Annotated in this window: 24 protein-coding genes and 1 pseudogene; 17 read left to right on the top strand and 8 right to left on the bottom strand. The window is 58.7% G+C overall.

Translation table 11 applies throughout. The features are described from left to right. Positions 1 to 306 (top strand): annotated as a pseudogene (locus AXW11_RS18085) (HDOD domain-containing protein); the annotation flags it as partial. A 14-nt stretch (positions 307 to 320) separates the two neighbouring features. Here the strand turns inward: AXW11_RS18085 and AXW11_RS18080 are convergent. Genes AXW11_RS18080 through AXW11_RS18070 form a run of 3 tightly spaced genes read right to left on the bottom strand, consistent with a single transcriptional unit; the run spans position 321 to position 2,744 of the window. Beyond that, on the bottom strand, positions 321 to 1,028 hold the full coding sequence (locus AXW11_RS18080) for an anti-sigma factor (RefSeq protein ID WP_041335691.1): 708 nt from the start codon (positions 1,026 to 1,028) through the stop codon (positions 321 to 323). Then, positions 1,025 to 1,582, bottom strand: coding sequence for a sigma-70 family RNA polymerase sigma factor (locus AXW11_RS18075; protein ID WP_041335689.1), 558 nt, complete (start codon positions 1,580 to 1,582; stop codon positions 1,025 to 1,027). Before AXW11_RS18075 ends, AXW11_RS18080 begins: the two co-directional genes overlap by 4 nt. Positions 1,583 to 1,613: 31 nt before the next feature. Further along, on the bottom strand, positions 1,614 to 2,744 hold the full coding sequence (locus AXW11_RS18070; protein ID WP_091641609.1) for a PLP-dependent cysteine synthase family protein: 1,131 nt from the start codon (positions 2,742 to 2,744) through the stop codon (positions 1,614 to 1,616). 262 nt (positions 2,745 to 3,006) lie between these two features. On the opposite strand from AXW11_RS18070, the gene AXW11_RS18065 reads away from it, so the two are divergent. From AXW11_RS18065 to AXW11_RS18050, 4 genes are all read left to right on the top strand, one after another. Next, the gene (locus tag AXW11_RS18065) at positions 3,007 to 4,482 is read left to right on the top strand and encodes a DUF4331 domain-containing protein (protein ID WP_041335687.1); all 1,476 of its coding nucleotides are present in this window, start codon (positions 3,007 to 3,009) and stop codon (positions 4,480 to 4,482) included. Between the two features lie 10 nt (positions 4,483 to 4,492). Next, on the top strand, positions 4,493 to 4,744 hold the full coding sequence (locus AXW11_RS18060; RefSeq protein ID WP_041335685.1) for a hypothetical protein: 252 nt from the start codon (positions 4,493 to 4,495) through the stop codon (positions 4,742 to 4,744). Positions 4,745 to 4,832: 88 nt separating this feature from the next. Then, positions 4,833 to 5,930: a tetratricopeptide repeat protein gene (locus AXW11_RS18055; RefSeq protein WP_041335683.1), complete on the top strand. Its 1,098-nt coding sequence runs from the start codon at positions 4,833 to 4,835 to the stop codon at positions 5,928 to 5,930. After that, on the top strand, positions 5,927 to 7,048 hold the full coding sequence (locus AXW11_RS18050) for a HupE/UreJ family protein (RefSeq protein WP_041335681.1): 1,122 nt from the start codon (positions 5,927 to 5,929) through the stop codon (positions 7,046 to 7,048). Before AXW11_RS18055 ends, AXW11_RS18050 begins: the two co-directional genes overlap by 4 nt. 48 nt (positions 7,049 to 7,096) lie before the next feature. On the opposite strand, the gene AXW11_RS18045 is transcribed toward AXW11_RS18050, so the two are convergent. Both AXW11_RS18045 and AXW11_RS18040 read right to left on the bottom strand, forming a co-directional pair. Continuing rightward, a complete protein-coding gene (locus AXW11_RS18045) occupies positions 7,097 to 7,732 on the bottom strand; it encodes a hypothetical protein (protein WP_036202020.1) in 636 nt (211 codons plus the stop codon). 149 nt (positions 7,733 to 7,881) lie between these two features. Then, the gene (locus tag AXW11_RS18040) at positions 7,882 to 9,369 is read right to left on the bottom strand and encodes an amidase (protein WP_041335679.1); all 1,488 of its coding nucleotides are present in this window, start codon (positions 9,367 to 9,369) and stop codon (positions 7,882 to 7,884) included. Between the two features lie 52 nt (positions 9,370 to 9,421). On the opposite strand from AXW11_RS18040, the gene AXW11_RS18035 reads away from it, so the two are divergent. Continuing rightward, positions 9,422 to 10,540, top strand: coding sequence for a lysozyme family protein (locus AXW11_RS18035; RefSeq protein ID WP_228301517.1), 1,119 nt, complete (start codon positions 9,422 to 9,424; stop codon positions 10,538 to 10,540). A gap of 14 nt (positions 10,541 to 10,554) precedes the next feature. After that, positions 10,555 to 11,319, top strand: a complete 765-nt coding sequence (locus tag AXW11_RS18030) for a sulfite exporter TauE/SafE family protein (RefSeq protein WP_041335677.1) — start codon at positions 10,555 to 10,557, stop codon at positions 11,317 to 11,319. Here the strand turns inward: AXW11_RS18030 and AXW11_RS18025 are convergent, their stop codons facing one another. Continuing rightward, entirely contained in the window at positions 11,320 to 13,674 is a 2,355-nt protein-coding gene (locus AXW11_RS18025; RefSeq protein WP_091641489.1) for a sensor domain-containing diguanylate cyclase, read from the bottom strand. Between the two features lie 217 nt (positions 13,675 to 13,891). On the opposite strand from AXW11_RS18025, the gene AXW11_RS18020 reads away from it, so the two are divergent. The 8 genes from AXW11_RS18020 to AXW11_RS17985 all read left to right on the top strand — a co-directional run bounded on the left by AXW11_RS18020 (position 13,892) and on the right by AXW11_RS17985 (position 18,911). Continuing rightward, a complete protein-coding gene (locus tag AXW11_RS18020; protein WP_041335675.1) occupies positions 13,892 to 14,692 on the top strand; it encodes a MotA/TolQ/ExbB proton channel family protein in 801 nt (266 codons plus the stop codon). After that, a complete protein-coding gene (locus AXW11_RS18015; protein ID WP_075196307.1) occupies positions 14,679 to 15,080 on the top strand; it encodes an ExbD/TolR family protein in 402 nt (133 codons plus the stop codon). Before AXW11_RS18020 ends, AXW11_RS18015 begins: the two co-directional genes overlap by 14 nt. Next, positions 15,077 to 15,487 (top strand): ExbD/TolR family protein, encoded by a 411-nt coding sequence (locus tag AXW11_RS18010; protein ID WP_085678042.1) that lies wholly within the window; start codon positions 15,077 to 15,079, stop codon positions 15,485 to 15,487. The genes AXW11_RS18015 and AXW11_RS18010 overlap by 4 nt, the downstream gene beginning before the upstream one ends. Further along, positions 15,487 to 16,314 (top strand): energy transducer TonB, encoded by an 828-nt coding sequence (locus AXW11_RS18005; RefSeq protein ID WP_286792530.1) that lies wholly within the window; start codon positions 15,487 to 15,489, stop codon positions 16,312 to 16,314. The genes AXW11_RS18010 and AXW11_RS18005 overlap by 1 nt, the downstream gene beginning before the upstream one ends. Positions 16,315 to 16,522: 208 nt before the next feature. Next, complete coding sequence (locus tag AXW11_RS18000; protein WP_007155157.1) at positions 16,523 to 17,041, top strand: Hcp family type VI secretion system effector; 519 nt, start codon at positions 16,523 to 16,525, stop codon at positions 17,039 to 17,041. 86 nt (positions 17,042 to 17,127) lie between these two features. Then, the gene (locus AXW11_RS17995; RefSeq protein ID WP_041332857.1) at positions 17,128 to 17,478 is read left to right on the top strand and encodes a hypothetical protein; all 351 of its coding nucleotides are present in this window, start codon (positions 17,128 to 17,130) and stop codon (positions 17,476 to 17,478) included. Positions 17,479 to 17,495: 17 nt separating this feature from the next. After that, positions 17,496 to 17,933, top strand: a complete 438-nt coding sequence (locus tag AXW11_RS17990; RefSeq protein WP_041332855.1) for a hypothetical protein — start codon at positions 17,496 to 17,498, stop codon at positions 17,931 to 17,933. Positions 17,934 to 18,209: 276 nt separating this feature from the next. Then, positions 18,210 to 18,911: a hypothetical protein gene (locus AXW11_RS17985; RefSeq protein WP_041332852.1), complete on the top strand. Its 702-nt coding sequence runs from the start codon at positions 18,210 to 18,212 to the stop codon at positions 18,909 to 18,911. Here AXW11_RS17985 and AXW11_RS17980 read toward each other — a convergent pair. Beyond that, positions 18,891 to 21,566 (bottom strand): nitrate reductase, encoded by a 2,676-nt coding sequence (locus AXW11_RS17980; RefSeq protein WP_091641484.1) that lies wholly within the window; start codon positions 21,564 to 21,566, stop codon positions 18,891 to 18,893. The two genes, AXW11_RS17985 and AXW11_RS17980, sit on opposite strands and share 21 nt — an antisense overlap. A 477-nt stretch (positions 21,567 to 22,043) precedes the next feature. Here AXW11_RS17980 and AXW11_RS17975 point away from each other — a divergent pair, with 477 nt between their 5' ends. Both AXW11_RS17975 and AXW11_RS17970 read left to right on the top strand, forming a co-directional pair. Then, a complete protein-coding gene (locus AXW11_RS17975) occupies positions 22,044 to 22,670 on the top strand; it encodes an ANTAR domain-containing response regulator (protein ID WP_036201980.1) in 627 nt (208 codons plus the stop codon). A gap of 22 nt (positions 22,671 to 22,692) precedes the next feature. Then, complete coding sequence (locus AXW11_RS17970) at positions 22,693 to 23,934, top strand: CmpA/NrtA family ABC transporter substrate-binding protein (RefSeq protein ID WP_091641481.1); 1,242 nt, start codon at positions 22,693 to 22,695, stop codon at positions 23,932 to 23,934. Between the two features lie 46 nt (positions 23,935 to 23,980). Here AXW11_RS17970 and AXW11_RS17965 read toward each other — a convergent pair. Next, the coding region (locus tag AXW11_RS17965) for a hypothetical protein (RefSeq protein ID WP_286792527.1) at positions 23,981 to 24,212 on the bottom strand (232 nt) is incomplete at its 5' end.

Here is a 24,212-nt window from a genome sequence, read left to right as displayed (position 1 = left end):
ACCGAAGCCTGGAAGGACAACTTCACCATCCGCAAGGATGGCACCGGTCCTCTCGGGGCGCTCTTACCCCACGCTGATTGCAGTGTCTATCTGCCAAAATCGAAAACTGAAGGGGTTGCCTATGATCGCTGGCTGGGGAACGTGCCGGCGCTGATCGGCCCCCTGAAAGCGAAGGGGCGACTGGTTGGCCTGTTTTACGCGGACAACGCGGCGGCGGACTATGTGCCCTCCGACGATCAGCTGACGGCGTTCGGACACTTTGTCCAGAACGCCCAGCTGTGCATCACGCTGCTATCGAGCCATTAATCCGCACTCAACGATCAGAGTTCATACAGTTTCGCAACGTGCAGGATCGGCCCGGTCGGCTGGCCGGTGGGAGAGCCTCCCACCGGCTCCAGGCTGATCGCCAGTGTTCGGCTATTGCTGAGAAGCGCACGCGCGTCATCATCCAGAGTTACCTGATAGGTTCCACCCACCGGAATAACCCCGAGCGACAGGGGCTGGCCATCCGCCGGCACGATCCACAATTCGTAATCCTTGCCCTGCTGGGCCGCCGTCGCGGCAACGGGACGCAGTTTCAATTGCCTGTCGAGCGATGACTCACTGACCAACCATAGGGGATCGCTCACGTCCGCCTGTACGATGGCGCCTGAAAGACGGTCATCCACCTCTGGCTCTGGCTGTTGCACCAGGACAACGGCCAGCACCAGCGCCGCAGCCGTTGCCAGCATGCTCCAGCCAGGCCAGAACCAACGGCCGGACGCATCATTGGCCGCAACTGCCGACTCGGGTTTATCCTCCCGGGCCCAAAGCCGGCGTTCGATGCCAGCCCAGACCGACGCCGGAGGCTGTTCTTCCTCAATGCGTGCGCCCAGGTGCCCCAGCTTCTCTTCCCAGAACCAGACTTCCTGGCGGACTCGAACCGACTCCATCATCCAGCGCTCGAAACGCCGACGGGCTGCCCCATGAAGGGAGCCAAGCACGTACTCCGCTGCCAATGCTTCTATTCTTTCCGGTGTCTTTTTCATCGTTCCAGACACCTCTTCAAAGCCATTAATCCGCGCCGAATCCAGCTTTTTACGGTTCCAATGGGAGAACTCAGGGCCTCGGAAAGCTCATCGTGGGTAAACCCCCGATAATAAGACAACAGGATACTGTCCCGCTGCGTCTCTGAGAGTTCATCCAGGCACCCGCGAAGCTCGGCGCTGCCCGCGACCCGAAGTGATTCGTCCAACGGGCCGTCACGTTCATCGGCAACACGCTCAAGGTGGGCATCGCCGGACGTCGGCCGCGATTTCCGATTCCTCATAAGATCGAGTGTGCGATAACGGGCAATCGTCAGCATCCAGCTCAGGGGAGCGCCACGCTCACTGTGATATTCACCGGCGTGGTGCCATATCTGCACAAAGGCATCCTGAACGGCCTCTTCTGCCAGATCTCGCTGACTGGCCAGTTTCAGGCAAAGCCCGAACATCCTGCCGGAAATTTTTTCATACAGCCGCTGAAAGGCCAGTCGGTCTTCCCGGGACACTGCGATCAGCAGTCCCATCAGATCATCCTGCTCAGAATTGCTGGTTACCATCTATACGATCCCTTGTTTTGTTCTACAGGTATTAGTCGACCTTACGTTCAGAATGCCCATCAGGATGCATGCAGGTCATCAGATCGGGCTCAAACACGCCGCTTTGATCAAAATCGTCCAGCGCTTTTTCCCACTTGGTTAACTCCAGGCCCTGGTTGGCAAGCCACGCGGGATTGAAATAGGTGTCGGTGTAACGGTCGCCACCATCGCACAGAAGCGTGACAACCGACCCGCCCTCTCGGGCGCTTTGCATTTCACTGGCGAGGCTCAGTGTGGCAATCAGATTGGTACCGGTAGAGCCGCCACAACGCCGGCCAAGATGACGTTCCAGATACCGGAGCGCGGCAAAACTGGCCGCATCGGGTACGCGAACCATGCGCTCAATCACCGTCGGGCTGAAAGAGGGCTCAACCCTGGGGCGACCAATACCCTCAATGCGCGAACCGCACTGGCCGACAATATCAGACCGCCCGCTAGCGAAGGCGTCATAGAACACCGAGTTTTCCGGGTCCGCCACGCACAGCTCACAACCCCGGGCAAGATGGCCGCCGTAGCGGATGTAGCGCCCGATGGTTGACGACGTGCCACCGGTGCCCGCGCTGACAACAATCCAGCGCGGTATGGGGTGCGGCTCCCGTCGCAACTGCTCGAAAATGCTTTCGGCAATGTTGTTGTTACCCCGCCAGTCTGTCGCCCTCTCAGCGTAGGTGAACTGATCCATGTAGTGACCACCGAGCTCACGGGCCAGACGCTGAGATTCAGCGTAGATCTCACTGCCATTCTCCACCAGGTGACACTCGCCCCCATAGAACTCGATTTTGGCAATTTTCTGTGCCGACGTCGTTCGGGGCATGACTGCGATAAACCGCAGCCCGAGGAGCTTGGCAAAATAGGCCTCGGAGACCGCTGTCGATCCACTCGAGGCCTCGATGATCGGGGTGCCTGGCGTAATCCAGCCATTACAGAGCCCGAACAGAAACAGTGAGCGTGCCAGCCGATGTTTGAGGCTGCCGGTCGGGTGGGTCGACTCATCCTTGAGATAGAGATCAACGTCACGCAGGCCCGGCAGGTCCAGCTTGATCAGATGGGTGTCTGCAGAACGATTGAAATCCGCATCAATGCGGGCAATGGCGTCGGAAACCCATTGGGTGCGATGGAGCATGTTGTTGGCCCTGAAATCAAACAAACACCATGAAGCATAGTCGCTCTGGGTCGACTTGAAGAATAACGCTATGTTGGACCGCCAGTCCCGCCACCTGACACACGCCTCACAAGTTGGCTGAACGTGGTGCACTCACTATTCATACTATGCCAGCCCACTTCCGGATAAGACGCTTTCAATTTTTTTTGGTGAGAACTGCATCCTTTTCTCTAATCGCTCCGTAACCCCCTTTGCAACACCAACAATAGAAGAGGAAAACGGAATGAATACTTTACTAAAACGCTCCGGCCTCGCCATTGCGGTTGCCGGACTCTGTATCAGTGCCGGCGCAGCAAACGCCTCAAGCCACCGCGAAGCACCCTTTATCACTGAAGTACCCAAGGTGGACGGGACCGATTTCTACATGTTCCGCAGTTACGAGACGGGACGTGCGGATTTCGTCACCCTGATCGCGAATTACCTGCCGCTGCAGGATGCGTATGGCGGTCCCAACTACTTCGATCTGGATGAAGACGCGGTTTATGAAATCCACATCGACAACAGTGGCAACGCACAGGAAAACCTCACGTTCCGCTTTCAGTTCTCGGACAACCTGAACGATATTCAATTGCCGGTCGGCCCAGACGGTGACCAGCAGATGGTTTCCGTACCGCTCAAGAACATCGGCGATGCCAGCGACGGCGACAACGTTCAGGTCAGCCAGGAATACACGGTGTCCGTAATTCGCGGTGATCGCCGTACCGGCACCGTTGAAACCGCCACCAACGTCACGGATGGCACCGCCACCTTCGACAAGCCACTGGACAACATCGGCGAAAAATCGTTTCCAGGCGGATACCAAGCTTACGCCAACCAGCACATCTTCGAGATTGGCATTCCAGGCTGCGCCACCAACGGGCAGGTCTTCGTGGGTCAACGCAAGGAAGCTTTCGCGGTCAACCTTGGCGAGATCTTCGACCTGGTCAACACCAACCCGCTCGGCCCACGTGACGGCGAAGGTGCCGGTGATCTTGCAGACAAGAACGTGACCTCCTTCGCCCTGGAAGTACCGACCGAGTGTCTGACCGGCACGGCAGTCACCGGAATGGATCAGCCCGTCATCGGCGGCTGGACCACCGCCAGCGTTCGCCAGGCCCGAGTCATCAATCCGCAACCGACCGTTGATGGCAAAGGTGCAACCGTTGAAGGCGGTGCATGGACCCAGGTATCACGTCTCGGTATGCCGCTGGTAAACGAAGTCGTGATCGGCCTGAAAGACAAGGACCGGTTCAACGCCAGCGAGCCCATGAACGATGGCCAGTTCGCTACCTACGTGACTCATCCGACCCTGCCCGAACTGCTGGAAATATTGTTCAGCAGCGCAGGCGCTGAGGCACCGAATAACTTCCCGCGGACCGATCTGGTAACAGCGTTCCTGACCGGCGTACCCGATGTAAACATGCCGGTAGGCGTGCAAACGTCAGAAATGCTGCGACTGAACCCGGAAATCGCAGCCACACCTGCAGCCTCGCAAAATGACCTGGGTGTTCTCGGTGGTGACAACGCCGGCTTCCCGAATGGCCGTCGCCCGGTGGATGACACCGTGGATATTGCCCTGCGTGTAGTCATGGGCGCATTGACCACTGATGCCCCGAACAAGGACGCCCCGTTTACCGACGGTGTGCAACTTGACCCAGCTGAGCTCCAGGAAGTGTTCCCATATCTGGCAACGCCACTGGCCGGCTCACCCAACTCATAAGGAGTGAATCATGAAACTCACTATGAAGTTAGCCGGAACGGGCCTGATAACCCTGGCACTGGCGGGGTGTTTCGACGGCTCCAGCAGTAGCGGCGGCGGTGGCGGTGACAGGCCAGATCCGGCGGTGGATTTCTCAACCTTTGTGAAGGCTGAGATCGCAAACACCGACGACACCCGTGAAGCCGTTCAGATCAACGACAAGGAGTTCAGCTTCAATGACCAGAATAATGAACAGGCCTTCGACGATCTGTTCATCCAATAGGACCCCTTGCCGGCCTTCAGTACGCCTGAAGCCGGCAAGCACATTCCCTGCCCTTCGGGGCGGGGCTTTTTGTGTCGGGCTGTGGTTGATGGCCGGTTTTCCAAACGTCGCAACCGCTGCACCCGGACCTATCGAGACAGATTTTTCCGACACCAATATTCTTGTTGAACTGCCAGAGCCGGCACTGACCACGTCCGAATTACCGGATTCGCCCGAGCAGTTGGCAGACACCGTACAAAATCAGATCTCCCGTGCCAGAAGCACCGGAGACCCCCGTTTCCTGGGCTATGCCGACGGGATGTTGCAGCGATGGTCCGGAGACATGACCGACCGCCTGCTTACCCTCAGGGCAACACTGGACCAGAGCCTCCACCGCTTTGACAGTGCCAGGAAAGACCTGGAAACCGTCATAGCCCGATCCAGCGCCACACTCCAGAAAAACCAGGCTCGGTTGCTGTTGGCCAACCTGGAAATCGTTCAGGGCAATTATGAAGACGCACGAAAGCACTGCGCCCAGTTGCAACAATCCTACCCCGGATTGATTGCCGACAGCTGCACGGCTCAGGTTGATGCCCGCACGGGTAGCCCCGAAGCGGCCTACCAGAAACTCCAACGACGAACAGACGCAACCGATGCCGATGTCACCAGCCAGCTTTGGGCGGAGGGAACCCTGGGGGATATCGCCGCGCAGATAGGCAGCCCCGCTGCGGAGGATCACTGGAAAACAGTGCTCAGCATCGCCCCCGACGATCTCTATACCCGCACCCAACTGGCAGACTGGTATCTGGGCCGAAACCAGAACGACAAGGTACTGGCCCTGACCGACGGCTATGAACAAGTCGATCCACTGGCCGTTATTCGGGCGATTGCCATGGCTGAGTCCGGGCACCCGAATGCAGAGACGTTGGCCGAAAGCCTCAGGGAGCGCTTCGCAGAGGCCCGTTGGCGCGGAAACCTGCTGCATCAGCGAGACATGGCACGCTTCCAACTGGACGTGGAAGGCGATGCCGAGACCGCATTGACCTTTGCGGCAGATAACTGGCGCAGCCAGCGCGAGCCCCTCGATACCCGGCTGCTGCTGCGTGCCGCCGATGCGGCGGGTGACAACGAGCCAGCCCGGAAGGTGAGAACCTGGCTGAAAGAGCAGGGGCAGACCGATGCACGCTACCCGGAGGCTGAATCATGAGGGGTATGAAACAATGGGGCAGCCTGGTGGTATCCATGGTCCTGCTGGCCCTGATCTCCGGAACGGCATGGGCCCACAAAGCCAGCGACAGCTTCATCTACCTGAACCAGGACCGGGGCGAGATACGGATCGATGTGGCACTCCGGGACGTCTCGGTGGCCTTGCCGCTGGACCGGAACGGGGATCGCCAGCTCAGTGGTGCGGAGCTCCGTGCTGGCCGGGACCAGATTACCCGATGGGTAGAGCAGGGCGTAATCTTGTCCAGCGCCCAGGCCGATTGCCGCCTGACCGGCCAGCAATGGGGGCTTGCCAGCCATAGCGACGGCCCCTATGCCGCCGGTCTCTACACCATTAGCTGCCCCGATGGCGCCACGCCCGACACCCTGACATACAACCTTCTGTTCTCACAGGACCCGCTCCATCGCGGCCTGATAAGCCTTGAAAGCGGCGGCACCAGCACGCTGGGGGTAGTAGGCCCTGACAGTCGCCAACTGGCGCTCTCCGCCGGAGACGCACCAGGAAGCCTGCAGCTGTTCGGAACCTTCCTGTACGAAGGTGTCATCCATCTGCTCATCGGCCTCGACCACATACTGTTTCTTCTGGTGCTGATGCTGCCGGCCACACTGAGAAAAAACGATGGCAGCACGCCGGTGGGGCTGAAGCAGCGGCTGTGGGAACTGACGGGGATCGTGACCGCGTTCACGGCGGCCCATTCCGTAACCCTGGCACTGGCAGCCCTTGGCATTGTTCGTCTGCCCATCGCCTGGGTGGAGACCATCATCGCCCTGTCCATAGCGGTGGCCGCCATGAACGTGATGTGGCCGATACTGGGCAGGAAAACCTGGAAGCTGGCCTTTGGGTTCGGGCTGATACACGGATTCGGGTTCGCCAGCGTTCTGGGGGATCTCACCAGCGGTGTTTCCCAGACCGTCGTGGCCCTCGCCGGCTTCAATATTGGCGTAGAGCTCGGGCAGTTGGGCCTGCTGGTTATTGCCTTCCCGCTGCTTTACCTCTGGGGTAAAACACACCTTTACGGCAGGGCAGTCGTTCCGCTGACACTGATTGCCGTAGGCGCAATCAGCCTTTACTGGGTAGCCGAGAGGGCAATGGCCATCTGAGCCTGGCCCCGGTGCCTTTCGACACCGGGGCTCCCAATGGCATATTAATCAGTGCAGTGCACGGAGTTGGCGTGGATACAGAGCGGCGCTGACCTCCGGTTCATCCAGCAGATCCGCCAATTCCATATCCACCTCGGTTTCCTCGCCTTCATCAGGCAGCGGCTCAAACAGGGTGTTCAGCCAGGAGGTTACTGACGGTGCTTCGTCACGACCGTATTCGGTGGACAAGGCCTTGATCCGTCGGAAGCCGATAATGCGCTGGTGCTTGGGATCACGGATCTGCTCAAAGCCACGCCAGTAGATGCGGTCGCGGGTGTGCAACTGCACAAACAGTGTGTCGATGGGCTCTGCCGGATCCTCACCACGCGCAGGCTGCTCTTCGTCGCTATCTGCCACTGACTGGGTGTCCTCTGACCCTGCTTCGGCTTTCGCCGGTTTCTTGCTGCGGATGGTGGTCCACGCCGGGTACAGCACGGCAACCGCATCGGCTTCCACATGCTCTCGGGCCGCGCGCAGGATCAATCCCCAGCGGGCCTTGTCGGCATCGGTTTCAAGAGAGTTAATGGGCAAATCGTAGCTTTGTTCGCTGGACAGTACGATCGCCATCATTGGGGCATCAAGCTCCCCCATGGCCTCGGCCTGTGCTACAGACACCAGTTCGTCGATTGCCATCGGTTGGTTCATAATACGCTCGCCTCCTCGATGCCATCAGGGTCGTTCAGGAAGAATGGGCTCTTCCTGACTCACAGCATAGCCTGTTCCTGCCATAAAGATAAACGTGGATACGGTGACCCCGGATCACAATGCGTTATTTATTGTTTCAGTGCATGGCGTCAGATCATTGCTTCCAGCAGTTCGTAGCGCCCAAACCAGGGGTTGGCCTCTTCCAGTTGTGCCGCCAGCTGAAGTAGGGTGCCTTCGTCTCCGTGCGGAGCGCCGAACTGCACTCCCACCGGCAATCCGGCGGCTGTCCAGGCGAGCGGGACAGACATCGCAGGTGTACCGGTAAGGTTGGCAAGCTGGGTAAAGGGCGTGCGGGCGAGGCTTTCCATAGCCATCTGGTCGACTTGCCCACTGCGGTGTACCAACTTGCCGGCTTTCAGCAGCAACATCAGCCGGGCAGCCACCTGCAGATGGGATGGGGTATCCAACTCGCCAATCTTCGCCGGCAACTGGCCAGCCGTCGGGCACAGGTACATGTCGTAACCTTCAAAAAACGCCCCCAGGGCGCGAGCAAAATCGTTCCACTGCTGGCGACGGCGCACGTAGTCCGGTAGAGGCATGGTCCGCCCCAACATACCGATCAGACGGGTATCCAGTTCGAAGTCGTCATCGCGGGCACCAAACTCGGCTTTCGCGCGGTCCATCAACGTAGACACTTCCCCGAAATACAGCCCCAGATAACAGCGGGCGAGGGCCATGCCGTCGAATTCCGGACGCGCATACTCCACCCGGTGCCCCAGGTTTTCCAGAGTGCGCGCAGTCTCCTCAACGGCATCCACACACTCCCTTGCCACGTCGGTTTCGTAGGGCGACGACGTAAATACACCAATCTTGAGGCTGCGTGGCGCCCGCTGCATCAGCTTGGCATAGGGGGCGGCCGGCGGTGCAATGGTAAAGGGATCTCCCACCGCGGGGCCAGCCAGCACGTCCAGCATGGCGGCGCTGTCTCGAACCGTGCGGGTGACCACGTGATCGGTCGAGGCGCCCGTCCATGCCTCACCCACCGAAGGGCCGGAGGAAATGCGACCGCGCGACGGTTTCAACCCGAACAGCCCGTTGTAGGCCGCCGGAATGCGAATCGAGCCGCCACCGTCATTGGCTCCCGCCATGGGTACAATACCCGCCGCCACCGCAGCACCGGAGCCGCCGCTGGAACCACCCGGTGTCCGATCCGTATCCCATGGATTACGGCAGGCTCCCCAGAGTTTCGATTCGGTGACTGCCTTCAGTCCGAACTCCGGCGTTGCGGTGCGGCCCAGGAATACCAGGCCCGCAGCCCGTGCACGGCGTACAAACTCTGAATCCCGGGACGCGATGTTTTTCTTCAATCCCCGGCTGCCGTAGGTACAGGGCTGGCCTTGCTGTTCCTGGGCCAGATCTTTAAGCAGCATGGGAACGCCCGAGAAGGTACTATCCGGTGTAGGCGCCTGGTTCAGTGCATCGGAGAACTGGGGGTGGCAGATGGCGTTGAGCTTGTCATTCACCGTGGCCGCACGCTCAATAGCGGCCTCACAGATGTCACTGGCCGCGACTTCTCCGCGGCGAATCAGGTCGGCAAGCGCTACCGCGTCGTATCGGAGGTATTCGGATTGCTTCATGATCGATTCCGTTTGTTATTCTGTTTTCGGGAGATTGGGGAAACCGGTATTTATGAACATGAGCTTTAAGCGTCACTTTCTTGCTGTCGTTATAATAGTCACATCTGTTATCGCGTCCACTTCGCAAGCGAGTAAAAACCCGCCGGAACCTGCCGAGAACTGGACCAGCGTTGTTCGCAGCTCACCGTACTGGTCAAGTCAGGGGGTATACCAGAACATCACAACCATCCGCCGCTGGGTACTGAAGGAGTCCGGTTATTGCTCTAAGCCCGATCGGCACATTCTGTTCGATATGCGCGGCCAGTTCCTTGGCTATATCGACGATGGCTCCGACCGTGAGGCCACCCAGGTTCGCCTGAATGATACCAGAGCCTCTCTGGCAGCCACTGGCCGCGCTGACGACTGGACCCCGGGCGGCCCCGACAGGACCGGATACCCCTTCGCCCTGTCCTGTCGACAGCCGCACGTCAACCTGGATGAAGCCGTGGCACGCTACCTTGGCACCCTGCCTTCGGAACTGATTTGGGGTGCCTGGGACGATCTGTCGTTCGCCTCTCAGGAAACACCACAGCCACTCCACGAGGCACTGATGTACGTTTATGGCCTGCGTGAGCAGCAGCAACGCCTCGATCTGCCGGCGAGCCTGCCCAAGTACCTCGGCGGCCAGGTATTGATCGAGAGCAGCGGCCAGCAAAGGGCGCACTCTGCCGCCAACGCCAAAGGCATCCTTCAGCTCTCACCCTCGGCGCTCAAAGACTGCCGGATCAAACCCGCCAACCACTGGCATCGATTGGCACAGATTGACTGCGCCCTCAAACTGATGGATCAGAATGCTCGCAACCTCAGGCCGCCCTTCGAGGCGCGCTTCGGTCACCTGCCCGACGACAAAGGGGATCAGCTTTTCACGCTGCTTCTGGTTCAGGCTTATCACGGCGGTGCCAGCCGCGTTCAGTCCCTGCTGGAGGACGAGACACTGTCGAAGCCTGCGATTTATTTTGCCCAGGAGCATGAGCGATTCAGTGCGGGAGACATTGCCTTTGGCATGGTGTTCCACAATTTGGGGCGGGATCGCTTCGGGCTGGCTTCGCTGTATTATGTGGCGGATGTTCAACTCGCCACCGAGGCGCTGTGTAAAACCGCGCGACTCGCTGATACCCGCTTCTGCCAATAAACCCGGAGCCCGCCTTGGAACTGACGTTCATCCCGGAAGGCCTGAACACCGCAACGGCCGTTTTCCTGCTGCTGAGCTCTGTCATTACGTCGATGATTACCGCCAGCCTTGGCGCCGGGGGCGGGGTTCTGCTGCTGGTATTGATGGCGTTCTGGATACCACCGGCGGCGATCATACCGGTTCACGGTATGATCCAGTTGGGTTCCAACGCCGGGCGAGCCACACTGACCTGGCAGCACACCGACTGGAAAGCCATTGCAGCCTTCGCACCAGGGGTACTGGTCGGAGCGGGGCTTGGCGCCTGGTTGCTGATCGACCTGCCGCCCTATCTGTGGCAACTGACCATTGGCGCTTTCGTGCTTTACCTGTGCTGGGGCCCCGCTCTGCCAAAGGGAGCCTTCGGCAGCATCGGGATCTTTCTTGCCTCTGCGTTAACCAGTTTCATTTCCCTGTTTGTGGGCGCAACCGGTCCCCTGGTGGCCTCCTTCATCAAGCAGATGCACACCGAGCGTTTCACCACCGTCGCGACATTCGCCACGGCGATGACGCTCCAGCACGCACCCAAGGCGTTGGTTTTTGGACTCGCTGGTTTCGTTTTCCGCGACTGGCTGATGTTCATACTGGCCATGATCGGCTTTGGTTTTGCCGGCACCTGGCTGGGGCTCCACGTGCTCAAGTCCCTGAGCAATCGGCACTTCAGCCGCGTGTTCAACGTTCTTCTGACCCTGCTCGCTCTGCGCTTGCTGTGGCAGGCGGGCAGCTCTGCGGGGTGGTGGTGATCAATCCGGCTTCTGCCGTGACGGTAAGGGAACCGTCACCACACGATTTCGCCCCTGGGCCTTGGCGGCGTAGGTGCCTTCGTCAGCACGCGCAACGACTTCCCGGGGCCCTGTATCCGCGACACCCATCTCGGTCAGGCCGATGCTGGCAGTCACTCCAAACGTCCTGCCGTCCTGCTCTATACGCAAGGCTTCAATACCGGCTCGGATTTTCTCGGCAAGCTCGACAGCGCGCTGCTGACCACAGGCAGGCAGGATAATACCGAATTCATCGCCACCAAGACGTGCCACCGTGTCCGACTGGCGCACGGACTGCGTGAGCAGGTCCGATAGTCGCCCCAGCAAATCATCTCCCAGCAAGTGCCCGCCTTCGTCGTTGACGGGCTTGAAGTAGTCCAGGTCGATCAGCATCAGAACGCTGGCCGCCGTTTTCTTGTTGGTATCCGTCAGGCATTTGACCAGGGAAGAATTGAACGCCCGACGATTGAGCAAGCCCGTCAGGCTGTCGTGGGTCGCTTCCCAGGACAGTCGCTCTTCTTCGCGACGGCGGGCGCTGTCGTCCCGGATCACGAATACCATACGGTGATTATGGCTTTCCCGGCGAAGATGAAGCATTGCCAGGTCTATATCGAAGAGTTGGCCCGCCCTGTTTCGCAGGGTGGCATACAGGCTATCCACATCGGCACTGCGCAGAAAATCGTCAGCCTCCCAGCGATGGTTCTCGTCTTCAATCGATACCAGCGTGAAAAAGTTCTGCCGCTCGCCGTTTTCGGCCAATCCAAGGAACCCGGACGCGGCCTGGTTGGAGTACCGGATAATGCCTTCGGCATCCACCATCAATACGCCTTCCTGCAATACGCCCAGAATACTGTCCGCGCGTTTCTGTTGCTCGGCCAGTTCCGCCTCGATCTCCAGTTCGTGGGTGATGTCCCTGACTACGGTGATGGTACCCAGTGAACGCTCCTCCGTCTCAATCACCGCCGTCATGGCATCCGCCCACACCACGCCACCTCCGGAGCGGCTTTTCAGGCGGAATCGCCCTCGGAACACTGTTTTGCTGCGCAGAGCCTCTCGCCACGCTTCAACCGTGCCAGCCTGATCCTCTTCGTATACGCCTTGAATCAGGGGGGTATGCTGGAGGTCACTGGAGCTGACCCCGATGATCCGCTCAAACGCCGGGTTCACGAACTCAATCCTGCCCAGAACATCGGTCTGGATAATGCCAATCGGCGCACTCTGGGTGAGCGAGCGGAAAAACGCCTCGCGCTCGGCCAGGGAGGACAGCACTTCGTCACGCTCTTCCATCACGGTGTTGAAGGTCTCCGCAACCTGGCGGATTTCCGTGCCTCCCAGAACGTCCACCGGCTCGGTCCGTATCCCCAGGTGGCGCTCACTGATCTGGAACCCCAGATTTCGCATGGGCGCCATCAACCGACGAAACACAACCAGCGCCAAGGGTGCCACAATCAGAATCACGATCAGGAGAGTCTGCGCAAAGCTGTCCGTCAACCGGCTGAGCGGCGCATAGGCCTCATTCACCGGCCACACAGCGGCCACAAACCAGGGCACCTGTGACATCTGGCGCACCGAGGTGATGGTTTCGGTGCCTTCCTGGTCAAGCGTCTGCAAAGTGCCTTCGAAGCCCGCCATCGCCTTCTTGTGAGCCTCGTTTTCAAGCCTGAGCGGCACCATGGTTTCACCGGTACGGCCGTGGCCCAGGGTTACACCGGTACGTGTGGCAATGCTGATATAGCCGGTTTTACCAATACTCACACCGCTGGTGTCTTCCATGAAGTTGTCGCCGTCGAGAAAAACCGCCCCTCCCAGCACGCCGATAAACCGTTGACGATGATCGAAAATCGGCGCCGTCATCATAACGGCGGGCCGCTCCCGGTAGTTCGACACATAAGGGTCACTGATAATGGAGGTGAGCTGGCTTGAGGTCTGGCGGAAATACTCACGGCCGCTGACATCCAGCCCCGTCTGCCGGAAGCTTTCTGGATACTCCGCAATGACCTTGCCACTGGCATCAAATACGTAGATCCCGTCGAACATATGTTGCAACGCAATCTCGCGACGGACGAGAAGGCGGGAGCGGGAGCGCAGCACCACCTCCTCCATGGTGAACCCTTCCGCGACATGGGTCAGGGTATCCCGGCGCTGGGCCAGGCGTGCATCAAGATCGCTGGCAACCAGTTCCGCGATGGTCTCCACCTGCTCCCTTGTCTGCCCCGCCAGTTCCGAGCGTCCCACCAGAGAACTGACCACGGCCACCGCCAGAGCAGCCAGCACGATGGCCAGGATGACAAAGGCAACAGCACGATTAACCAGGCTTGCTAGCCAGCGTCTTATCATCACAGCGGAGTGGCTCCCGCTTCATGGACGCAGGATAGGTTCGGGTTGACGTCCCTTAATGCTAAATATCTGTTTTTCACTGGATAACGTGTCGATTACTGGAGGATTTAATATTGGTAAGTCTAACAGAGACTCGGGTTTCAGCAGGTTACAGAACTTGCAATTTCAATGATAATCGTTACTATTTAGACCTATTTTCTTAACTGAGGTTTCCCCAATGTCCGAGTCCCTGCTCGCCGACGCCACCGGAATCAGCGCCGGCCCGGTCAGTCAGCTGCTGGAAATGGGCGGCCCCGTCATGATTGTGTTGCTGGCGATTGCCCTGGCAGGTGTTGTCACCTTTCTTTACCTCATGTTATTCGGCACTTTTTTTGCCCCCAGGTTTACTGCCAAACTTAAAAAGGCCATTACAAAATGGCAACAAAGGCCTGGCGACAACGTGTCGGAGGACCTGCAACGGTCCGCAAGCCGATACGCCCGACTGAACCCACTGCACCACTTGATCGTCAACACCATGAACGCCCGCAATGCCGGCACCGATCCCCAGCAGATTCGGGAGTCCGTCGCCAGGGACGCCCATGAAGCCCTCGAGCCGTTCGAGGCACCGCTCAAAATCATCGAAGTGATTGCCGCGCTGGCACCGTTGCTGGGCCTTTTAGGCACCGTTCTGGGCATGATGGAGGCGTTTGGAGCCATGGCCGCCACCGAAGGGCGCGCCAATGCCTCCCAGCTAAGCGGCGGCATCTACGAAGCACTCACCACAACTGCGGCCGGCCTGGTTATCGCCATTCCGTTTGCCGCACTGGCCGCCTGGATTGAATTCCGCCTGCGGCGTATCCAGAAAACCATCAATAGCGCACTGGTTACCATTCTCTCGGTCCCCGTCGCCACAACGGAAAGCGAATCGGCGTTGGAGACCCACGATGAGTCGGCACCGGCCACCGGCACCAGGACCGGGCGCGTTGTGGAGTATTCCGGGGACGAGCATCAGGGTCGCCTGGCCAATGCAACTGGTTGAACCACGCCCGGCACGCCCGATCCCGATCCGCATCACCCCACTGATCGATGTGGTCTTCATTCTGCTGGTGTTCTTCATGCTCACCAGCCGTTTGCTGCCGGTCAGTTTCATGGAGCTTAGCAACAGCACGGGCGACACCAGTTCAGTCACCGGAGAGCCGATCCCCGAAGTGGTCATCCAGCGTGATGGCCAGGCTCGCTGGCAGGGAGAAACCTATGGAGTGGACGGTCTGGTCCAGCAGCTCCGGGCCGGTGGCGTCAGCGAAATCAACCTCGCCACAGAGTCTGCCACCCAACTGACTCATTTCACCCAGGCCTACAGTCAGCTCACTGACAGTGGCGTTACCACGCACTGGAAGCGCACCCCTGACGCTGCGGAGCAGCCATGACGGATCTGGTACCGCCGCCCGTTACCTCGGGCAAGTCATTGATGGAGCGTCTCGAGGACGCTCTCCTGCCGCTCATCAATCTGGTATTCCTGCTGCTGATGTTCTTTATCGTGGCAGGCCAACTGTCAGACACCCCGTTGCCAGAGCTACCGGGCACCGGGCAACAAGCCGGTAATGAGCAGCCCTATGCCGATCTCACCGTCACTGCAAAAGGCGAGTGGCAAGTCGACGGCCGCACCGTAACGACGCAGGGCCTTCCCAAGGCATTGCCAGCGCCGGATGAAGAATCCCCGTTGAAAATCGCCGCTGAACGCGAGATTGCCATGTCTGATCTGGAGTCGCTGCTTCGTGTGCTGGAGGACAGCGGCTATCAGGAAGTCATCCTGCTGACGGAGCCCGCCAGTTGATGGGTGCCAGCAAGACCGTCCGTTGCCTTCTCCTGCTCGTTTCCGTTGTTATCACTGCAATTGTGGTGGTAATCGCCACGCCCGAGCGAATTCCTGAACTGAAACCGCTCGGAAACGCCGCCGTTAATTCCGCGCCTGCTATCAAGATTTCCCTGGCCGGCAAACCGGCGCCCGAAACGCCCGAACCCCAGCCCCCCGTTGAACAGGAAACGCCCCCCGAGCCAACTCCGAAACCAGAGCCAGAGCCAGAGCCAGAGCCAGAGCCAGAGCCAGAGCCAGAGCCAGAGCCAGAGCCAGAGCCAGAGCCAGAGCCAGAGCCAGAGCCAGAGCCAGAAATTGTGCCGGAACCGGAACCCGAGCCACAACCCGAACCTGAGCCGACACCGCAACCCGAAGTAACAGAGCCTGAGCCCCAGGTTGATGCGACTGAAAGCGACACGAGCACGGAGCAAGTGTCCGAAAACACTGCTGAAACTGCTGAAACTGCTGAAGAAGAAAGCCTCAGCCAGCAGGTTGAACTCACTGCCGGACAGTCCTCCGATGTGGACCGCTACCTCACGGAACTGAGCCGGCATCTGGGGCGCTACTACGAATACCCACGTCGGGCCCGTCGTCTTGGCCAGGAAGGCGCTCCGGTGGTGGTTTTCGAGTTCAGCCGTGATGGCACTCTGGTAAACCACTCTTTGCACGCCTCCTCAAGCCATGCGTTGCTCGATGATGCTGCGCTGGACATGCTCAAGGACGCCGAACCACTGCCGGAAGTACCCGACTCCATGAAAGGCCAGACCTTCACCTATACCCTGCCGATTAATTTCAACCTACGCTGAGCAATGTTGAGCAATTTTTTGCTCGATCAGCAAGATCTCGCCCCAAAGCCAGCAACCGATTGCCTGGCCCAGCCGTAGACTATCAACCTTGAAACCGTTACTTGCTGTTATTAAAGACATTTATATTTCTGGCACGGCCTTTGTTATGTGTTAAGTGTCCAGGGAGATCCCGAGGACACTTACTCATTCACACGTCATGGAGCAGACTATGCCAACTCCTTGTTATATCAGCATCGAAGGCCAAACTCAGGGCAACATCACCGCCGGCGCATTCACCTCCGACTCCGTAGGCAACATCTACGTTGAAGGTCACGAAGACGAAGTGCTGGTTCAGGAATTCAGCCACGTTGTCACCGTTCCGACCGATCCCCAGTCCGGTCAGCCTTCCGGTCAGCGCGTTCACAAGCCGTTCAAGTTCACCTCTGCGCTGAACAAAGCAACCCCGCTTATGTACAACGCCCTGGCTTCTGGCGAAATGCTGCCGAAGGTTGAGCTGAAGTGGTACCGCACCTCTGTTGAAGGCAAGCAGGAGCACTTCTTCTCCACCATCCTGGAAGATGCCACCATCATCGACATCCAGTGCAACATGCCGCACTGCCAGGACGCCGCCAGCGCTGACTTCACCCAACTGGTAACCGCGTCCCTGTCCTACCGTAAAGTGACCTGGGAACACGCTGTTGCCGGTACTTCCGGTGCGGACGACTGGCGTTCGCCGATCGAAGGCTAAGCCCTCAAGATATATCGCAATAGCGAATGGAGTGAGGGGCTGCGGTCCCTCTCTTCGCATTACTAACTATCAAAAGGAGTTTGGTAGTGAGCGATATTAGCCTTAACGAAGAAGACGTTGCTGCCGTTCAAGCCATTGTGAGTGCGTTTTACGGTGATCGAATAGCGAGTCGCTTTCATGCCGGAAGCATTACGTCAGAAACCGTAGAACTTGCCGCGCATCTCATCACTGAAACTGAGGAATGCAGCAAGTGGATCGACTCCATTCCAAATCCGAAGGATCTTCTCACTCCAGCCAACAGTATTCGAAAGTGGGCCCTGCGCGTTATCCGGGCAGCAGGCGAGCCATTCATTAGAGGCTCCGTTAGAATCAGCCTTACCTGCAAACTAACTCGTGGGTTACAATTCAAGAGCCCGTTGGAAGCCTCTCTTCGATAACATGGATGTGTGAGCAAATGAAAGTTTTGGTATTAATCGTTCTGGCCTTTGCACTCGCCGGTTGCGCATCGACGCAATCAGTATCGTTTTCGCCCAGTAAAAATTACGCAGTCTCTATTCAATCGGAGCTGTTCGACGCCGTTCGCATCGAAAAAAACGACATAACATTACTAAGTGATGGCAGGGCTATTGGATACCTACGGGTGGAACCGGTACCAGCCGACGTTGCTTCAACTCCCGAGTTCCTGAAAACCCTGAGATCTGCTTCGGAATCTGAAACTGTCAAGACCCAAGCACTGAACGTCTCCCCAGGATTTACGGGGTTCTCCGCACAGTTTCGTGATTACCTGACAGGCTACCTAATGAATGAGGAAAGCCCAGACACCATCCTCATTATCAGTTTCCCCGAAAGTGAGTTTGACAAAATTACTGGCACGATCTCGCCCGGTATCTGAGGCGCTTCCAAGCGCTAGACATTCGAATACGTTTTTTGCGCCCGGGAAGACAGAGCGAAGCCAGAATCAGACAAATCGTAACCACTTATTGATATCTGGTGGCAATTTGTCTGATTGCTTATTGAGGATTCAAAAGGCTGCTCGAATTACCAGTTCGTCATTTCTTAGTTTTAAAATACATAGCATCTGAGCCATAGCAAACTGGCAAATCGAAAGGTACCCTTGGGGTGTCCAGATCGATTCGCGGCAGAAGACTCACACCCAGGCTCGCCCAGAATGACCATTCCAACAAACAATGCCATTCAACTTGGTAACCTGATGTGTGCCGTAACCGAAGAGGTTCTCTGGTCACCCGCCCGACAATGGGTTCGCAATCAACTCCCCGCCACTACCCTGCTATGCCGTGTCGGCTCGGGCCAGGCCACTTACCATCGTTTTGACCCACGCCTGAAACAGCACCAGATCACCTACGGCAAGCGCATGATTATGGATAAGCACCAGCCTGATGCCGTTGGCGGCTGGCTATCCGGGCGGGAGATTCGCCAGAGAGAGTATTTCGGGGGTACGGTCACCACATTGAACCTGCTGGCGCACACCTGTTGCCACGAATTTGCGCACCTACTCCAGCATGTGTCAGGCCAGCGCTACCGGGGCTCCGTCCATAATCAGCATTTCTACCGGATACTGGACGAGCTCCACGCCAGCGGCGGTGCTGAGGCAGCCAGGCGTCATCTCGCCATCCAGGCCGAAAAGGCAGGGCTTTCCGTGCCCGACGATCCCATTGAGGCGCCAGATACACGCCAACTCATAGCGAACTGGACGATCGGGGATGCGGTGAGCTTTGGCGCCGGCAAACGTGAGCTGGAAGGTCGGATCATTCGGGTGAACCGGAAAACCTGCACCGTGGAGGGCACCGGGCGCAGCCGTGGCTTGCGATACCGGGTCCCCCTGGTTCTGTTACGCGCTCTCGCGGACTGATACCGCAAGCAGGTCGCGCAACTCCGGAATGCAGGACCCGCAATTGGTGCCGCACTTCAGGCTATTACCCAGGGCTTCTATCGACTGCGCCCCTTCAGCAATGGCACCGGCTATCTGGTTTTCCCCAACCTGAAAACAGCTACAGATCATGGCGCCCGGATCTTCCACGTCGACGTCCCGTGCAGCCAACAGCGCCCGGCGGCTGGAGTCGCAAAGTTCTGTTTCGGCAAAACAGCGATCCAGCCAACTGGTCTCCGGTATCAACGCCGGATCGCTGTCGACCATCAACACCGCTTCCAGTTGCCCGTTGACCAGCCGGGCGGCGCGAAACCGCCCCTGCGCCACATCGGCCATTACCAGATGCGCTTTTCCGCCCAGCCACTCTGTCATCGACGCCGGCCAGTCAACTGGCTGCCGCCCGGCCAGCCACCAACTGTCGCAGTATTGCAGTGGCACCTGGCACCAGTAGTCGGCCTGCCAGCGCCGCGGCCGATTGCGCCTGACCAGCAATCGTGCATGCCAACGGGCGCGGAATGGCGTTATGTCGGCTCGCCCATGTTTGGCCTCCGGCTGGCCCGAAACTGGGTCTGTCACTGATTCGGTCAGCAGTGTTGCAACCCCACTGGACGCAAACTGTCGATTCCAGTGGATGGGTATAAATACCTCGCCACGACGCTGTTCGGGGCTCTTTCGGACTCGCCCCACGTAACCGCCGTCACCGAGGCTCAACCGCGCCAGATGCCCCTCCTTCAGCTGGTGCGCAACCATGTCGTCGGGATGCACGTCGACATAGGGCTCTGAGCGGTGGGTCAGTAATCGTGGGGTGTTGGCGGTTCGGGTCATGGTGTGCCACTGGTCCCGTATACGGCCGGTATTGACCACCATGGGGTAGTCGTCACTGGTTTGTTGGGCGGGCAATCGGGTGTTGATGGCGACAAAGCGGGCACGCTGGTTGTCGGTGACAAAACGGCCATCGGAAAACAGTCGTGTCGAGCCTTCAGCCTCCACTCCAGCGCCCTCCATAACTGGCCATTGCACCGGGATCAGCGCTTCATAGCCGGCATCTGAAAGGTTAGCCAGCCCGGCAAGGTTAAATAGGCGCTCACCATTGTTCTCATGGGCAGACAGGGCCGCGTGTTCACGAAAGATATCCGCGGGTCGCTTATAGTTAAATGCCTCGCCGAACCCCAGTTTTCCGGCCACGGAACTCATGATCCACCAGTCCGGTTTTACTTCCGCGGGCAGGGGTAGGAAGCAACGCTGCCGCGAAATACGGCGTTCCGAATTGGTGACGGTGCCATCCTTTTCCCCCCAGCCAGCGGCGGGTAGGAGGATGTCCGCGAGGTCCGTGGTATCGGTGTGGGCGACGCAGTCTGAAACAATCACGGTGGGACAACGCGCCAAGGCCTCCCGAACCCGGGCCGAATCCGGCAGACTGACCGCCGGGTTGGTTCCCATGATCCAGATCACCCGGATATCACCACGGTGAACCGCCTCAAACATGTCCACGGCCTTGTAGCCCGGACCATCGGCCACCGCACCGGTACCCCAGAAATCCGCCACTCGTGATCGGGCTCCCGGGCTGTCGTAATCCATGTGAGCGGCCAGGGTATTGGCCAGCCCGCCCACTTCCCGTCCACCCATGGCATTGGGCTGGCCGGTCAGGGAGAAGGGCCCCGCTCCGGGCTTACCCACCCGGCCTGTCGCCAGGTGACTGTTAATAATCGCATTGCCTTTATCGGTGCCGGCAATCGACTGGTTTATGCCCTGGGAAAAGCCGGTGACGGTGCGCGGCGTCTGAGCAAACCAGGCATAAAAGGTTTCGACATCCTCCGGCGCAAGATCACACTGCTCTGCGACCGATTCGACGCTTGGGGCCGCCGCCCGTGCACTTGCCAATGCGTTATCGAAACCCTGGCAGTGCGCATCAATGTAGGCCTGATCCAGGCCACCTTGATCGGCGAGCCAACTCAGCAAACCGTTGAACAATACCGTATCCGTACCTGGCCGCAACGCCAGGTGAAGGTCCGCCAGTTCACTGGTGGCGGTGCGGCGTGGATCAATAACAACCACTCGACGCCCATCCCGCGCACTGGCCTTCATACGCTGGTAAAGCACCGGATGCGCCCACGCGGCGTTACTGCCAGCCAGAACCAGCAGGTCCGCCAGTTCCAGGTCCTCATAGCAACCCGGAACCACATCCGCCCCAAAGGCCCGTTTGTGAGCAGCCACAGCCGACGACATGCAAAGCCGGGAGTTGGTATCCACATGAGGTGTGCGAATGAACCCTTTGGCCAGCTTGTTGGCGACGTAATAGTCCTCGGTCAGCAACTGGCCCGACAGGTAAAAGGCCACCGACTGTGGGCCGTGAGTCTTGACGCTGTCCTGTATCGCATATGCCACCTCGTCCAGCGCCTGCTCCCATTCGCTGCGGCGCCCCCTGACAATCGGGAACAGCAACCGTCCGTCTTCCTGGCCGGTGGTTTCGTGAAGGCTGGCACCTTTCACACACAGACGCCCCTTGTTCGCAGGGTGGTCTTTGTCCCCGGCCACCGGTGTGCCGCCGTCGGAATAGGCCATCACGCCACAGCCTACCCCGCAATAGGGGCAGGTGGTATGAACCGGGTCCGGGCCAGTAGTGTTGAGTAAGTCCACGGTGTCTCCTGAGTGTTACACGCACAAAAAAGCCCGCAATGTCCGGAACTCCCTGAACAGGCAGGAACCGGGCATGCGGGCTTCGTTGCCAGCATTCAGTACCGGGATCAAGTAACCCCGGGCCTGGCAGTTTATGGTTGGCGTGTCAGCTTTCGCTACAAACGTTTCCCAAAGCCCGTGCAAATCCAGGGCCACTCCCGGAGAAAACCGGCCAGCAGGTGTTTCAGCAAACTCTGGGACCGCTCAATACCCCCGTGCCAGGAGTCATAACAGTGCAAAACGCTCAAAAACGCCCAATCAGAGCGCACAGTTAACGAATAAAAATATTTGCCCATGACCTTGAGAAACGGCTATTCCCCTGCTCGCAAGGCACTTCCCGTGACCCTGGCAAATTTATTGCAATGACACTGATGGAACCGTTTTGCTGACAGCGTTAAAGAGAAAGGCATCCAATGCCTGTACATCGAGGAAACCATCATGAATTCGCCAGAACCCCTTCGCATCCTTCTGATCGACAAGGACCCCGAACGGGCAAGCCAGGTTTGCCAGGCGCTCAGACATGAGGGCCATGAAGTCATTCGCCAGCGCCCGGATGCTACCGGCCTGACCGCAGCGGTTGCCCGCGACCAGCCGGACATGGTGATCATTGATATGGACTCGCCCGACCGGGATACCCTGGAGAACATGAGCACCCTCAACACTCACGCACCCCGGCCCATCGTTTTCTTCGCCGACCAGCCCGGTGATCGCGCCACCATCCATGCCGCAGTGAAGGCGGGGGTCAGCGCCTACGTTGTCGACGGCATACAGCCGGACCGGGTTCGCTCGATCATTGACTCAGCCGTAGCGCAGTTCGAATCCTTTCAGGCACTGAGGGCAGAGCTGGAGGAAACCCGCTCGGCACTGGAAGACCGCAAGGTTATTGAGAAAGCCAAAGGGCTGATCATGCGGCATGAAAACTGCGACGAGGAAACGGCCTATCGTATGCTGCGCAGCTCTGCCATGGAGCACAGCGAACGCCTGGCGGTGATGGCGGGGCGCGTTATCAAGCTGTTGGAACGACACAGCCAGGGCTCGGCCGGTGCCATCCAGAAAGCATCCTGATCAACGCTGTTAGGGAGCATCCATGGTTCGTCCAACCCCGCTTCACAAGCATCCCGGATTCAATGTCCGCCTCGGCTTTGTGCCGCTGCTCGATAGCGCACCATTGATTGTTGCGCGAGAGCTGGGGCTGTTTGATGCCGAAGGGTTGGACGTGGAACTGGTGCGTGAAGGCTCCTGGGCATCATTGCGCGACAAGGTCAGTTTTGGCCTGCTGGACGGCGGCCACATGCTGGCGCCGATGCCGCTGAGTATGTCCCTGGCGACCGACCGCCCCAAAGTGCCCGTTGTGGTCGGCATGGTGCTGAGCCGCAACGGCAACGGGATTACCCTCAGCGCTCGGCTGCATCACGAACTGACCCATTCAGCCACGGATCTGGAGAACCCCATTGCCACCGCTCGCGCGCTGATACGCGTGGCCAGGGGCAGAGGCGAGCCAATACGATTGGCCTCCGTGGCGCCCTGGTCCAGCCATGACCTTCAGCTCCGGGACTGGCTGGCCTCTGCCGGGCCAGACGCGGAAAAGCACGTGCAGATCATCCCCGTATCCCCGATACAGATGGTGGACGCGTTTCGATCAAATACCATCGAAGGCTGCTGCGTCGGTGAGCCCTGGAACAGCTTGCTGGAGTACGAGAAGCTGGGGCATATTCTCCATTCCGGCCACCAGATCTGGCAGAACGCCCCTGAAAAGGTTCTGGGTATGCGCGCCGACTGGACGGAGCAGCACAACGTGATGCACCGGCACCTGTTGCGGGCACTGCTTGCAGCCTGTCAGTGGCTGGATAACCCTCACAACCATCGCCTGCTACGGGACATCCTGGCCAGGCCCGAGTATCTGGGTGAACAGATCAACGTGCTGGATAACCACCCGTACAGTCTGTTCCATCCGCGATTGCATCAACACTTTTTTCGCCACTCCGCCAACTTCCCCTGGCTGTCACAAGCCCATTGGCTGGCAACCCGCCTGACGCTCCGGGGTCAACTCGGCCCGGTGGACGGCGCCATGGTTCGTCAGGTCGTCAGGCCGGATCTGTTCCGCAACGCCGCAGCTTCCATGGGCATTGACGCACCGGTTATCGACAGCAAGACCGAGGGCCGGCACCAACTCCCCTTTACCCTGTCGGGGCGCTACGGCCCCGTGGATGTTGCCAGCGACCGCCTGTTGGGAGAGCACCTCCACGACTGGCTGGCCGACAACCCCATGGCTACGCCCAATAAAGAAGCGTCACGCACTAAAACAGCCACGAAATCCCGCCCTCAATAACACTCATTTTTGTGCTCATTCATTATTATTTATAAATATCAATAATTTAAAAACATGGCACGCAGACTGCTTTGTCAACATGGACGATCTTGCATTCACTGCGCGGGTAAACGACAGTGACGAAAACTGACAGAACATCAGGCATTGAGGCCTGCGTCCCGGAAACGGGGGGCAGGCTTTTTTTTGGTTCATCGCGGGTTAGCGTGAAAAAGTAGGAGACGGCGGTAAAACCGGTTAGTTTTGAGTTCGCCAAAACAACAAAATTAGCCAATCCACCG

It is taken from the genome of Marinobacter sp. Hex_13 (genome assembly GCF_001566815.1).
Taxonomy (GTDB): domain Bacteria; phylum Pseudomonadota; class Gammaproteobacteria; order Pseudomonadales; family Oleiphilaceae; genus Marinobacter; species Marinobacter salarius.
Note: the sequence above shows the minus strand (reverse complement) of the source record. Positions and strands in the feature narration are given on the sequence as shown.

Coding starts and splice junctions, on each gene's coding strand:
- AXW11_RS17970 (WP_091641481.1), top strand. CDS start 22,693: ATGGTTCGTCCAACCCCGCTTCACAAGCATCCCGGATTCAATGTCCGC.
- AXW11_RS18080 (WP_041335691.1), bottom strand. CDS start 1,028: ATGAAAAAGACACCGGAAAGAATAGAAGCATTGGCAGCGGAGTACGTG.
- AXW11_RS18050 (WP_041335681.1), top strand. CDS start 5,927: ATGAGGGGTATGAAACAATGGGGCAGCCTGGTGGTATCCATGGTCCTG.
- AXW11_RS18060 (WP_041335685.1), top strand. CDS start 4,493: ATGAAACTCACTATGAAGTTAGCCGGAACGGGCCTGATAACCCTGGCA.
- AXW11_RS18055 (WP_041335683.1), top strand. CDS start 4,833: ATGGCCGGTTTTCCAAACGTCGCAACCGCTGCACCCGGACCTATCGAG.
- AXW11_RS18075 (WP_041335689.1), bottom strand. CDS start 1,582: ATGGTAACCAGCAATTCTGAGCAGGATGATCTGATGGGACTGCTGATC.
- AXW11_RS18005 (WP_286792530.1), top strand. CDS start 15,487: ATGGGTGCCAGCAAGACCGTCCGTTGCCTTCTCCTGCTCGTTTCCGTT.
- AXW11_RS18025 (WP_091641489.1), bottom strand. CDS start 13,674: ATGATAAGACGCTGGCTAGCAAGCCTGGTTAATCGTGCTGTTGCCTTT.
- AXW11_RS18010 (WP_085678042.1), top strand. CDS start 15,077: ATGACGGATCTGGTACCGCCGCCCGTTACCTCGGGCAAGTCATTGATG.
- AXW11_RS18020 (WP_041335675.1), top strand. CDS start 13,892: ATGTCCGAGTCCCTGCTCGCCGACGCCACCGGAATCAGCGCCGGCCCG.
- AXW11_RS17985 (WP_041332852.1), top strand. CDS start 18,210: ATGACCATTCCAACAAACAATGCCATTCAACTTGGTAACCTGATGTGT.
- AXW11_RS18070 (WP_091641609.1), bottom strand. CDS start 2,744: ATGCTCCATCGCACCCAATGGGTTTCCGACGCCATTGCCCGCATTGAT.
- AXW11_RS18045 (WP_036202020.1), bottom strand. CDS start 7,732: ATGAACCAACCGATGGCAATCGACGAACTGGTGTCTGTAGCACAGGCC.
- AXW11_RS18015 (WP_075196307.1), top strand. CDS start 14,679: ATGCAACTGGTTGAACCACGCCCGGCACGCCCGATCCCGATCCGCATC.
- AXW11_RS17990 (WP_041332855.1), top strand. CDS start 17,496: ATGAAAGTTTTGGTATTAATCGTTCTGGCCTTTGCACTCGCCGGTTGC.
- AXW11_RS17975 (WP_036201980.1), top strand. CDS start 22,044: ATGAATTCGCCAGAACCCCTTCGCATCCTTCTGATCGACAAGGACCCC.
- AXW11_RS18000 (WP_007155157.1), top strand. CDS start 16,523: ATGCCAACTCCTTGTTATATCAGCATCGAAGGCCAAACTCAGGGCAAC.
- AXW11_RS18035 (WP_228301517.1), top strand. CDS start 9,422: ATGAACATGAGCTTTAAGCGTCACTTTCTTGCTGTCGTTATAATAGTC.
- AXW11_RS18065 (WP_041335687.1), top strand. CDS start 3,007: ATGAATACTTTACTAAAACGCTCCGGCCTCGCCATTGCGGTTGCCGGA.
- AXW11_RS18040 (WP_041335679.1), bottom strand. CDS start 9,369: ATGAAGCAATCCGAATACCTCCGATACGACGCGGTAGCGCTTGCCGAC.